Source organism: Okeania sp. SIO3I5 (assembly GCF_010672085.1).
In the GTDB taxonomy this organism is placed as follows: domain Bacteria; phylum Cyanobacteriota; class Cyanobacteriia; order Cyanobacteriales; family Microcoleaceae; genus Trichodesmium.
Genome location: NZ_JAAHHT010000017.1, coordinates 131,030 through 144,239, shown reverse-complemented (window position 1 = coordinate 144,239; position 13,210 = coordinate 131,030). Strand labels below are relative to the sequence as shown.

At 36.3% G+C, this 13,210-nt stretch carries 9 protein-coding genes; 5 read left to right on the top strand and 4 right to left on the bottom strand.

Annotated features, from left to right (window positions below):
- Nucleotides 1-589: 589 nt before the first annotated feature.
- The 4 genes from F6K40_RS06410 to F6K40_RS06395 all read left to right on the top strand — a co-directional run bounded on the left by F6K40_RS06410 (nucleotide 590) and on the right by F6K40_RS06395 (nucleotide 8,580).
- Complete coding sequence (locus tag F6K40_RS06410; protein WP_293132983.1) at nucleotides 590-1,969, top strand: ABC transporter substrate-binding protein; 1,380 nt, start codon at nucleotides 590-592, stop codon at nucleotides 1,967-1,969.
- A 349-nt stretch (nucleotides 1,970-2,318) separates the two neighbouring features.
- Entirely contained in the window at nucleotides 2,319-3,710 is a 1,392-nt protein-coding gene (locus tag F6K40_RS06405; RefSeq protein WP_293132980.1) for an ABC transporter substrate-binding protein, read from the top strand.
- A gap of 32 nt (nucleotides 3,711-3,742) precedes the next feature.
- Nucleotides 3,743-5,839, top strand: a complete 2,097-nt coding sequence (locus F6K40_RS06400) for an ATP-binding protein (protein WP_293132977.1) — start codon at nucleotides 3,743-3,745, stop codon at nucleotides 5,837-5,839.
- A 317-nt stretch (nucleotides 5,840-6,156) separates the two neighbouring features.
- Nucleotides 6,157-8,580, top strand: coding sequence for a single-stranded-DNA-specific exonuclease RecJ (locus tag F6K40_RS06395; RefSeq protein WP_293132974.1), 2,424 nt, complete (start codon nucleotides 6,157-6,159; stop codon nucleotides 8,578-8,580).
- Nucleotides 8,581-9,307: 727 nt separating this feature from the next.
- Here F6K40_RS06395 and F6K40_RS06390 read toward each other — a convergent pair.
- The 4 genes from F6K40_RS06390 to F6K40_RS06375 form a co-directional block, all read right to left on the bottom strand.
- Nucleotides 9,308-9,487, bottom strand: a complete 180-nt coding sequence (locus F6K40_RS06390; protein WP_293132971.1) for a hypothetical protein — start codon at nucleotides 9,485-9,487, stop codon at nucleotides 9,308-9,310.
- Between the two features lie 180 nt (nucleotides 9,488-9,667).
- Nucleotides 9,668-10,003: a ribulose bisphosphate carboxylase small subunit gene (locus F6K40_RS06385; protein WP_293132968.1), complete on the bottom strand. Its 336-nt coding sequence runs from the start codon at nucleotides 10,001-10,003 to the stop codon at nucleotides 9,668-9,670.
- 115 nt (nucleotides 10,004-10,118) lie between these two features.
- Nucleotides 10,119-10,499, bottom strand: a complete 381-nt coding sequence (gene rcbX / locus F6K40_RS06380; RefSeq protein WP_293132965.1) for a RuBisCO chaperone RbcX — start codon at nucleotides 10,497-10,499, stop codon at nucleotides 10,119-10,121.
- 309 nt (nucleotides 10,500-10,808) lie between these two features.
- Nucleotides 10,809-12,239, bottom strand: coding sequence for a form I ribulose bisphosphate carboxylase large subunit (locus F6K40_RS06375; RefSeq protein ID WP_293132962.1), 1,431 nt, complete (start codon nucleotides 12,237-12,239; stop codon nucleotides 10,809-10,811).
- Between the two features lie 691 nt (nucleotides 12,240-12,930).
- Here F6K40_RS06375 and F6K40_RS06370 point away from each other — a divergent pair.
- Nucleotides 12,931-13,065, top strand: coding sequence for a hypothetical protein (locus F6K40_RS06370; RefSeq protein ID WP_293132959.1), 135 nt, complete (start codon nucleotides 12,931-12,933; stop codon nucleotides 13,063-13,065).
- Nucleotides 13,066-13,210 lie beyond the last annotated feature (145 nt).

The following is a 13,210-nucleotide window of genomic DNA, read 5'->3' as shown; positions in this document are numbered from 1 at the left end:
TTGTATTTTTTACTGTGTAGTTTATCGATGTGAAAACTTCTATAAATATTTTTTCCTTCCTGTCTCACAAACTTTTCTTTTCTGTTCCCTATTCTTTATCAGACTATACAAATATAGCAATCCGGAATGATTTGTGAGAATTTTTATGATACTTAATTTGAGCTAAAAACCTAGAAAATTCTGACTCCTGACTCCTGTACGGGCGAACGGCCGTTCGCCCCTACCACCAAAATATTACAACTGAAATAGGATTACTATATGTTATGAAATTTGTACAAAATAAAAAGTTATTGTCATCAACTTTTCCCTTTTGCCTTCTGCTTAGGGGTATATTCTCGTAAGCATTCAGCTATTAGCAGTCAGCTCTCAGTTTTTGAATGAATGAAGCCAGCTTTATTTTAACTTCTACTACATTTTTAACCAGAGTATTGGAGCACAAGAAAGACTCACTTTAGTTGTGAACCTATACAATTAGGTGGAGCGGAAATAAGTTAATAATTCATAGCTAATAGCTGAATGCTGACGGCTAATTTTTTACATATTATCTGTTGCCAAATTCTACCAAAAGCCTAATAATTCATCAAAAAAAATGAACAAAAAATTGTTTGTATTGCTCTTTTTTTTAGTTAGCTTATTTATAGTAACCTGCGCCAATCAATCTGCTAAATTAGACTCTCAAAAAACATCTTTACTAGAAACAACTCCATTAACAATTTGGTGGGTAAAAGGTTTCTATCCTGAAGAAGATGAAGCCATTAAACAAATAGTTGCTCAGTGGGAGAAAAAAAGTGGTTATCCAGCTCAACTTCTTTTATTAAACGATGATAAAAATTTAGACATCACTTTGGAGGCGACGAAAATGGGAAAACCTCCAGATATTGTTTATAATCCCAGGATAGAATATGCCATAACTCCTCGCCTAGCATGGGAAGACAAATTAGCAGATGTTTCTGATGTGATTGAACCTGTTAAATCTCTTTACACTCAAACGGCTCTTGCATCTGTTTATCTAAACAATAATGTAGCTAAAAAACGTAGTTATTATGCAGTGCCAATTCAGCAACAAACTGTACATATTCATTATTGGCAAGATTTGCTCGAAAAAATTAATTTAAAAAACTCAGATATACCTAATGAATGGAATAAGTTTTGGCAATTTTGGCAAAATGCTCAAAAGACAATTCGTCAAAAAGATCAATCAGAAATTTATGGCATTGGTTTAACTATGTCTGCTGCTTCTGAAGATAACTTTTATGAATTTGAACAAATGTTAGAAGTCTATGATGTTAATTTATTAGATAAAAATGGAAAACTGCTAGTAGATAAACCCAAAGTCCGCCAAGGAATAATTACAGTCTTAAATTGGATTACTAATCTTTATAAAAATGGATATATACCCCCAGATTCAGTTCAATGGGCAGCAGTAGATAATAATGTTAGTTTTCTGAATCAAAATTTGTTAATGGTAGTTAATCCTACCTTATCAATTCCTGCTTCTCAACGACAAGAAACAGAAATTTATCAGAATCAAATTAAAACAATTGAATTTCCTGATGAACCGGATGGAGAACCAACAAAATATCTAGTATCTGTTAAACACATACTTACTTTTAAATCATCCTCTAATTTGGAGCAAGCTAAGAATTTTTTATCCTTTTTTATTCGCCCAGAAAACATCGGTAAATATCTGAAACTTTCAGGAGGAAGATATTTCCCAGTAATGCCACAATTATTATTAGATGAATTTTGGCAAGATCAAACTGAACCTCATATTTCTGTGGCAGTTAAACAATATCAAGAAAGTGCAACTAGACCATTTAATTATGTAGTTAATCCTGCTTACTCTCAAGTATTATCAGAAAATGTTTGGGGCAAAGCAATTGAAAGGGTAATTATTGATGGATTATCAACAGCAGATGCTACTGATGAAGCAATTGCTAAAATACAAGAAATATTTGCTCAATGGTAGTAAACTATCAGCTAATTTAATTAATGGATAATTTAATTAATGGATAATAATTTATTAATGACAACCTATACTAGAAGGTAAAAGCTTTATGTCTATACGAAAAAAATTGTATTATTCTTTCATTATCAATTATCCATTGGTAATGATCAATTTCATTTCTTGCTTAATACTGCGCAAACATAATTTTTCAGATTTACAGCAGTTTTCATTCCGGTAGACCACAGTAGGGACGTTCCATGGAACGTCCCTACGGGGTTTTGCTTGTGACGTGAGGTCATCAATCTGAAAAGCGCTGTATGGAGAAACCAAGTTTATTTCCCTAATTACTGTTGTTCAAATATCAATTTATATGAGACGTAAATTATTTAGTTTAATTTCGTTATTTATACTCAGTTTAGTATTACTTACTTGTAGCTCAAATCAAACTCAAAATTCCTTCCAAGAACCTCAATCAGAGAAAGTACTAACAATTTGGTGGAATCGGGGATACTATCTAGAAGAAGATCAGTCTCTAGAAAAAGTTGTTACTGAATGGCAAGAAAAAACTGACAACAAAGTTGAACTTTTATTTTTTAGTCCAGATGACATTTTACAAGTAGTTATTGATGCTTTAGCGACAGGTAAACCACCTGATATATTTTTTTCTTATAGAGCAGAATATACTTTAATTCCCCAATGGGTTTGGCAGGGTAAATTACTAGATGTTTCAGATGTAATTGCACCTGTAAAGAATTTATACAATAATACTGCGCTGAAGTCTGTTTATTGGTACAACAATGTTGAGTCAAAATTTTCTAATTATGCTGTACCAATAATGCAACGAGGTATTCATGTTCACTACTGGTATGATTTAATTCGTCAAGCTGGTTTAGGAGAGGAAATACCTCAAAAGTGGGATGAGTTTTGGCAGTTTTGGCAAAAGGCACAAAAAGTTCTGCGTCAACAAGGTCAAGATGATATTTATGCCTTGGGTTTGCCTATGTCTATTTATGGTTCAGATACTTACTTTATATTTGAACAAATATTGGAAGCTAATAATTTACAAATAGTAGATGAACGGGGCAAATTACAAATAGATAAACCAGGAGTTAGACAAAAAATTATTGAAGTTTTAGACTGGTATACAAGCTTTTATAAAAATGGCTATGTACCACCTAATGCAGTTAATTGGATCAATTCAGATAATAATACTAATTTCCTCAACCGCAAGACTTTAATGACAATTAATCCAACTATGTCAATTCCTGGTTCTCAACAAGAAGATGAAGAAATTTACTTGAATAAAATGAGAACTATAGAGTTTCCCCATAATCCTAATGGAACAAAGTCTAAATATTTAGTATCTGTCAAACAACTTGTAGTTTTTACATCTTCTGCTCATCCCAAATTGGCAAAAGAATTTTTATCATACTTAGTACAACCAGAGAATTTAGGAGCTTATATTAAAGGTGCAAAAGGTCGCTATTTTCCGATTATGCCTCAATTATGGGAAGACCCCTTTTGGAAGAATACAAAAGACCCCCATATTTCTGTGGCATCTCAACAATTTACTAAAGATCAGATTCGTTTATTTAATAATTCAATTAACCCTGCTTATTCTCAGATAGATTCAGAAAATATTTGGGGAAAAGCGATGCAACAAATTTTAATTGAAGGTAAATCGCCAACTGAAGCAACAGATTTAGCTATTAACAGGATTAAAGAAATATTTTCTCAGTGGAAAACTCAGATTAAAAGATGATTTTAGAAAGTAAAAAATAAGGATATTGAATCATGTACTTTTGGAAAAAAAGCCTCCTAATTCAGATTGTAGGTTCTTTTTTAATCTTGTCGTTGGTGACAATATCAATTGTCGGATATACGACTTTTAGTCAAGCACGAACATCTTTGAAAGAATCAGTATTTGATCGCTTGAACTTTGCTGTTAAACTCAAAGAAAATGAACTGAATAATTGGGTATTAGATCAACGTCAAAATATCTTAGCGATCGCCGAGCTACCAGAAATTAATAACCAAGCAAAAATTATATTAACAAGCAAAAATTCTACACCAGAATATAAATCAGCTCAAGCTTCACTACAGACCTCTTTAACATCTTTTCCTACTAATATTAGCAGCTTACAAGAAATTTTTATTTTAAGCAGAAGTAGTAGAACTTTAGTTTCCAGTGATTCTAATAAAGTAGGCAAATATAAACCTCTAGTACAGTATAGTGAAGTAACAAAGTCTCCCACAGATAAATTAATATCAAACTTTTACCGATCTGCTCAAACAGGTCAACCCATGATTACCTTTGCTATTCCTATTCTCAATGAAAATGGTAATAAATTAGGAATGTTAGCTGCTCACCTTAACCTAGAAAGAATTGATTCTATAATTAGAAAAAAAGGGGGTTTAGGAGAAACATCCGAAACTTATTTAGTAGGTAATATCGGTAGTAGCTTGTCAAGGAAAAATGTATTTGTTTCAGGCACAAAATTTGGTTCAGATGAATTTCCTAATGGGATTAAAAGTCAAGGTATTAATAGTGCTATTAATGGCAAGAATGGCAAAGGGTTGTATAAAAATTATAGAGGAGTACCAGTCATTGGTGTTTATCGGTGGTTGGAATATCAAGACTTAGCATTATTAGCAGAAATAGAGCAAACAGAAGCATTTGCACCGGCTCGTCATCTTGCTAGTTCAATTTTGCTAATTGGCTTAATATTAGCATTAGTAATGGCAGTAGCTATGTTGTTATTAGGCCGTCAAATTGTAGGACCAATTTTAGCGATCGCTCAGACAGCTAAATTAGTAAGTCAAGGCGATCTAACTCAAAAAGTACCAGTATTAACTAAAAACGAAATTGGTTTCCTGGCCCAAAGTTTCAATCAAATGATTCAACAGTTAAACTGCTCATATCAGGAACTATCTAATTACAATCATATTCTCGAAGTAAAAGTTGATGAAAGAACCCAAGAATTAAAAGAAAAAAATACAGATTTAGAACAAACACTTCAGAAGTTAAAACAAACTCAAGCTCAATTAATTCAGAATGAAAAAATGGTAGGTTTAGGTCAGTTAGTTGCCGGGGTTGCCCATGAAATTAACAACCCTGTTAGCTTTATTTATGGCAACATTAAACCTGCCAGAGATTATGCAGAAGATTTATTAGATTTACTCAACCTTTATCAGCAATATTATCTAGAACCGGTAGATGAAATCCAAGATAGACAAGACATAATAGACCTAGATTTTATTAAAGCAGATTTTCCTAGTTTGCTGAATTCTATGGAAGAAGGTAGTAGAAGAATTCAAGAAATAGTTTTATCCTTACGCAACTTTTCTCGACTTGATGAATCTAGCCAAAAACAAGTTAATATTCACGAAGGTATAGATAGTACCCTGGTAATTTTGCAAAGTCGCCTTAAACCCAAACCTGGATATCCAGAAATTAAGATAATTAAAGAGTATGGTAATTTGCCATTAGTCGAATGTTTAGCTAGTCAAGTTAATCAAGTTTTTATGAATATTTTGGCTAATGCTATTGATGCTTTAGAAATGTCATGGGAAAGATTAAAATCTAAATTTTGTTCTATTAAACCCCAGATCAAAATTCAGACAAAAGTTATAAATAAAGACTATATATCTATCTATATTATTGATAATGGAATAGGAATACCAGAAGAAGTAAAAAATAGAATATTTGACCCCTTTTATACAACTAAACCTGTGGGAAAAGGGACTGGTTTAGGGTTATCCCTGAGTTATCAAATTATAGTTGAAAAGCATGGGGGAAATTTTTATTGTAATTCTGTAGTAGGGGACAGTACAGAATTTGTGATTGAATTGCCTGTTGTTTATAGAAAAGAGGCATTCAATAATGGATAATAGATAATTGATAATGGATAATTGATAATTAACTCTGGTTAAAACCTTAACGAAATGGATATAAAGAAATATTATTTTTTCCCTTAAAAGGGGATAATTTTAACTAAGATATTTAATTAATAAGTAAGAAATGGGAGAGTAAGGGAGTAGGGAGTGAGAAGTGTGGGGAGGGAGTCCAGCAGAAACCGGGTTTATTGGGGAAACCTGGTGATTTAAAAATAATCAGGGCAATAAACTCAATTTCTTGTTTCTTGGTTTACATCTTAGAAATGCCATATACTTAATCATTAATAATATAAGTAGTAAATTAATTAATAATGCAAAATAAATCTCACTCCCAAACCCAACAACAAAAACTACCTAACCAAAGGTGGTTGATACATCCAGAACAACCAGAAATTACTAAAAAATTAGCCAAAACCCTAGAAATATCACCTTTAATAGCTCAAAGTCTCATTAACCGCGATCTATCTACTATCGAACAAGCGCAAGCATTTTTAGATCCTGAGTCAATCAAACTACCCTCTCCAATACAAGAATTTCCCGACTTAGAGATCGCTCTCAACTTATTACAAACCACAATTTCCCAAAACCAAAAAATTGCTATCTGTGGCGACTACGATGCAGATGGTATGACTAGCACTGCCTTATTATTGCGCACCTGCAAACACCTGGGAGCAAAAGTTGACTACGCTATCCCCAGTCGGATGCAAGAAGGTTATGGTATCAACGAACGCATTGTCGAAGAATTTCATCAAGAAGGAGTGAGTCTCATTCTTACTGTAGACAATGGTATCGCTGCTTATCAACCTATTGCCAAAGCGCGGGAACTAGGTTTAAACGTTATTATTACCGATCACCACGATATTCCACCAAACCTTCCACCCGCTAACGCTATTCTCAACCCCAAACTAATTTCTGAAACTTCTCCTTATCGAAGTGTTGCAGGTGTGGGAGTTGCCTATATTTTGGCATTATGTCTGGCAAAACGTCTCGACAAACTTCCAGGTTTAAGCAACCCACTGTTAGAATTATTCACCCTGGGTACGATCGCTGACTTAGCACCCTTAACTGGAGTCAACCGTCGCTGGGTTAAACGAGGGTTGCAACTTTTACCTCGCTCCCAGTTAGCGGGAGTACGAGCATTAATTCAAGTATCTAATGTCAAAGCACAAGAACAGGGAAACTTGAAACAAACCAATAATCAAAAATCTCTGAAACCAGATGATATCGGGTTTCGTCTAGGTCCGCGCATTAATGCTGTCGGACGTATTGCCGATCCACAAATTGTCATTGAACTTTTAACGACAGATGACAAAGAAGTGGCGGAAGCAAGGGCAAAACAGTGTCAAGAAATTAATCAAACACGGCAGGAATTGTGTGCAGAAATTGAACAAGAGGCGATCGCTTGGTGCGAGGAAAGTCAGATAAATTTACAGGAGGAAAGAGTGTTAGTAGTTGTGCAACCAGGATGGCATCATGGGGTTATTGGTATTGTTGCTTCCCGGTTGGTGGAACGTTATGGGGTGCCTGTTTTTATCGGTAGTTATGAAGAAGAGCAAGAGCAAGACACAGATTTGGCCACGGCACACACGGATTTGGCCACGGCACACACGGATTTGGCCACGGATACACGGATGGATGCAGGGATGGATGCACGGATGATGTTTCCACACTCTGCATCCACAACTCCAACCTCTACTATTCGGGAAGAGCAAGAGCAAGACACAGATTTGGCCACGGCACACACGGATTTGGCCACGGATGCACGGATGGATGCAGGGATGGATGCAGGGATGACGCCTGCACACCCTACATCCACAACTCCAACCTCTACTATTCGGGAAGAGCAAGAGCAAGACACAGATTTGGCCACGGCACACACGGATTTGGCCACGGCACACACGGATTTGGCCACGGATACACGGATGATGTTAGCTTCCACAATTCGCGGTTCTGCTCGTGGCATTCCAGAATTTCATGTTTTTGAGGCGCTACAATTTTGTGACAACCTATTAGGAAAATATGGTGGTCATAAAGCAGCAGGGGGTTTTTCTTTGCTTGGAGAAAATTTAGATAAATTTCGCTCCCGTTTGAGTGAATTTGCTCATCAATGTTTAGAAATTCATCACTTAAAACCTTTAGTTACTATTGATGCTGAAGCAGATTTTAAGGAACTAAATTTTGACCTTTATCATCAAATAGATTTACTTCATCCCTGTGGAATTGAAAATAAATCTCCTATTTTTTGGACTCCCAATGTACGAGTTGCTGAACAGAGAATTGTTGGTGCAGGACATATAAAATTAACTTTAATTAAATCAGAAATAATCAAGGCGATCGCTTGGCGTTGGGGAGATTATTTTCCTCTACCTCAATTAGTTGATATTGCTTATAAATTGCGCGAAAATACTTTTAATGGTCAAACTTCGATTGAATTAGAATTAGTTGGTGTACGTTTACCTACAAAAGTTTCTGCTAATCAAAACTCTTCAAACTTGCCTCAAAAAGCAGAATTTTATTACAGCGATCGCCTCTATACTTGCAGTCTTTATCAAATAGGAGATAAACCAGAATTAAGAATCAGAAATTCCCGTGGCGAAGTCTTAGCAATTCAACAGGGAAAAAGAATTGGTTTATTAGGCAAAAGTCGGAATAATGCTCGAGAAGTCGATGTTTCTCAACCTCGTTTTTTTAATTTAATTAAGGCAGCTATGAATGCTTTGAAGCTAAGGGAATAGGGAATTTAGCAAACCATAATTATGGTTTGCGCTCAAAAGTCTGTAAGAGATATTTTGGTTGCTAATTTTAACTTTTTGTGGTATCATATAGCATTTCTCATAAAGATGAGGTACAGTTACGATCCCCCTAAATCCCCCTTGAAAAGGGGGACTTTGAAGACTCCCCCCTTTTTAAGGGGGGCAGGGGGGATCTAAAACTGTATCTCACCAATTTGAGAAACGCTATATCAAATCCGGTTAAACAGTTATAGATTGCTTAACTCAGAAGGAGTCAGGAGTCAGGAGTCAGGAGGAGAAAGAATTATAAAGATAAGTGTAGTTATGAAGATAGGAGATTTTTTTTATGTCCAATTAAACGGATTTGATATCATTTCAATTTGAAATTGAGAAATTTATAGTACAAATAAATTTTATAGCGCTACGCGCTAGGGAATAAGGAATAGTAAGCTTTCAAAGGGTTTTCGGATTTATAAATGTCCTAACTTTTGCTTCGATTGCTATAACATTTTGCCGTAATTGATACCTGTCGCGATCGCTCTAATTTAGAAGACGAGAAAAGTAGAAAATCTAGTTTCAGAGTGGAGCGATCGCTTGCCGTTGCCTAAATTCTGTTAAATTCGTGTCATTTTCTCAATCAAAGACTGATATTGGGGATAAAACTTAGTTAATTCCTCTCCCTTGCCCAACTCAAAATCATTAAAATCAAAACCAGGAGCTACTGTACACCTTAGCTATCCTCTTTATCTTTTTTTGATTTCTTTACGGTAGTCCTGCTGAGGAATGGCGAAGATACATAAGTTTTGTAATTTTTTCCCACACTTCCCACACTTCCCACACTTCCCACACTTCCCACACTTCCCACACTTCCCACACTTCCCACACTTCCCACACCTCCCACACCTCCCACACTCTCTCTACCATTCCTCAGCACCACCACCTTCTTTACTTGTGACAGCTCTTATTCTCAAAGGAAAGTAGATAAAAAACAGGAACTTCGCTAACAGGCCGGAGATGATGTCAACAAACATGATACAAAAAAACAGTGGGACAGACTATTGCCTATCCCACTGTTTTCTATATTACTAAATTAGTATCTTCTTTGACTAGGTTTGTGTACGATAAAGCTCAATACTTGACATTGCTTCACGTTATCAAAACCCATCACCCGAATAAAGCAATCAGGATTTTCACTACGACAAGCATCAATTTCTACTAAAACTTCATCAACTGTTTTGGCATGAAACAGAGGTAACTTCCACAAAGTCCAGTAGTGCATTTCTGGTGCAGAAGATTCACTGAATTCTACACCAGCAATGAAACCTTGCTCCAAAATATACCCAAGTTGTTTGCGAATTTGAAGATCACTCAGAGGAGGTAAATAGGAAAGGGTCTCGTAACGACGCTCTTTTGGTAATGTTCTCATGTTTTTTTTACTGTCTAATCAATGTACAACTTTTCCCAAAGCTTTTAGCAAAAAGACTTTGGAAACTCATCTCCGGATTTACCCGTAGAGAAAAATGTATTGGAAATTTTCGTAGCTAGTCAGTTCGTTGCTCAGGATCTAGACTAGGGTCAGCTATTTCTAGTTGCGTTATCTTCTCGAGATACCCACGGCGATGTTCCATATTAGCTTTTTGAATGCCAGTACGAAGCATTTCTGGTAAATAATCAGCTACTTCCTCTGCCAAATGTCCTCGAACAGTCATCACTCTAAATGCTAATTCTTGATTTTCCTGAAGTAGCTCTTGTAGGTAAGCTTCTCCATCTTGAATTTTGCCTGTTGAGGAAAAACCACTTAACCAAATCGCTAAGGGCGGGTTCGTCTCTCGTAACTGATTCGTTACAGTCCGCACAGCTTGATAGGTTAGGTAGCTCGTCAGTACCTTTGCAGTATCTTTAGCAACTTTTTTTATATCCATTTTTGACCCTAGCCTGAATCTATGGTTAGACTTTAGATTTTAGATTAAGGATTGATTAATTAGCTATTAGCTATCAGCTACTAGCAGTCAGCGTGGATAGTCCACATAAATAAAGACACGCTCTAGCTTGGGTTTAAATCCCCAACTTCTAGCTTGTCGTTTAATTTTAGGAGGGGTTAAAATCCCCTTATAAAAAGCTGAATGCTAAACGCTGAACGCTGAACGCTTTTTAAATCCTTAGCAGTCAAGTGTGACATATCTATTTATCTCTTGCCATCTAAAATCTAAAATCTTCCATGTTCAGATAGATCAAACGGTATCAATAGCCTCGAACTCGAACTTGATTTCTTTCCAGAGTTCGCAAGCAACGGCCAAGTCAGGAGACCACTTAGCAGCTTCACGAATTACATCGCCACCTTCACGGAACAAGTTGCGACCTTCGTTACGAGCTTGAATACAAGCTTCTAAAGCTACACGGTTAGCTGTTGCACCAGGAGCATTACCCCAAGGGTGGCCTAAAGTACCACCACCGAATTGTAAGCAGGAATCATCACCGAAGATTTCTACTAGAGCTGGCATGTGCCAAACGTGAATACCACCAGAAGCAACTGGCATTACACCAGGCATGGAAGCCCAATCTTGAGTAAAGTAGATACCACGCTCGCGGTCTTGCTCAACATGGTCTTCACGCATGAGGTCCACAAAGCCCATTGTGATACCTTTTTCACCTTCGAGCTTACCAACCACAGTACCAGAGTGGAGGTGGTCACCACCAGACATTCTTAAGCACTTAGCTAGAACGCGGAAGTGAATACCGTGGATTTTCTGACGGTCAATCACAGCGTGCATTGCGCGGTGGATGTGTAATAACACACCATTACGACGACACCATTTGGCCAAAGTTGTGTTAGCTGTAAAACCACCAGTTAGGTAGTCGTGCATGATGATTGGAGTGCCAATTTCCTTAGCAAACTCAGCACGCTCCATCATTTGTTCAACTGTGGGGGCCGTTACGTTGAGGTAGTGGCCTTTAATTTCACCAGTTTCAGCTTGGGCCTTTTCAATAGCTTCTTGAACGAAGAGGAAGCGATCGCGCCAGCGCATGAAAGGTTGAGAGTTAATATTTTCGTCATCTTTGGTGAAGTCTAAGCCTCCACGTAAGCACTCATAAACTGCTCTACCGTAGTTCTTAGCAGATAGACCCAACTTAGGCTTAATAGTACAACCTAATAAAGGACGACCATACTTATTTAATTTGTCACGCTCAACAGTAATACCGTGAGGAGGACCTTCAAAAGTCTTCAAATAAGCTACTGGAATCCGCATATCTTCCAGACGTAGTGCCCGTAGTGCTTTGAAACCAAATACGTTACCTACAATGGAGGTTAACATATTAGTTACAGAACCTTCCTCAAACAAATCTAGAGGATAAGCTACATAGCAAATATATTGATTATCTTCACCAGGAACAGATTCAATATCATAACAACGACCTTTGTAGCGATCGAGGTCTGTCAATAAGTCAGTCCATACTGTTGTCCAAGTACCAGTAGAAGATTCAGCTGCTACCGCTGCGCCAGCTTCTTCTGGAGGAACTCCAGGCTGAGGAGTCATACGGAAAGCTGCCAAAATATCTGTATCTTTTGGTATGTAATCAGGGGTGTAATAAGTCAGTTTATAGTCTTTTACTCCGGCCTGATACCCAGACTTAGACTGAGTTTGTGTTTTAGCGTAACTCATATCTTATTTCCTAAGAATCTCTTTACTGTTTCTGTATATTTCACAGACTATTTTAGATAATATCAAGAATTAGAACTTTTCTACTTAAAAGATTATTTATTTATTAATAACTTTTATTAATCCTTTCGTTACATTTATTAATTTTATTTTTATAATGGTTGGAAATAAATCAAGTGCATAATTACTTATTGACAAAAAAACATAGATATGCAGAATAAAAACAACTTCTGATTGAAGGATAAAATGTTCAGTAAACTATAGGGGATCGTTAAAAAAAATCACATACTTAGGAGAAGCTAAGACTTTTACGATTAACTAATCTAAGCAATTTTACTCTGATGTTCTGTAACAAGTATGCTTAAAGATTAAAGAAAATAGTTGTTTTTTTCTAGAAAAAATTACCAGCTAGTACAGCAAAAAATCGGTAAATTAATTTTCATAGAGGGCTAATTATTTAACATCTATCTATTAATAACTATCCTCTGAAAATACTAAATTATCCTACATTTAATTTGCATTTTTTGACGACAAAAATACAAATAACGTAAGCATTCAACTATTAGTTATCAGCAATAAGACCTCACTTTTGTAGTCAGGTTCAATTCTGGCTCAATAATTTGACTGGCAGTAAGCAAATTAGATGGGGAAAGTGTGGAGTAATGAGTAATGAGTAATGAGTAATGAGTAAGGAGTGTGGGAGGTGTGGGGAGTGTGGGAGGTGTGGGGAGTGTGGGAGGTGTGGGAGGTGTGGGAAGTGTGGGGAGATGTGGAGAAAGTTAGAGAGGATTTTGAAAGAGTACCTTTTGATAACCGGATTTGGTATTAAATACTCGTTATATTCTCTAATGAAACGCTATATTAGTTTTGTACAACTATAGCAGTCGAAGGAAAAATTAGGACATTTCTAAATCCTGTTTGCGCAGCATTCCGTAGGAAAACCCTTTGACAGTTTACTATTCCCTATTCCCTAT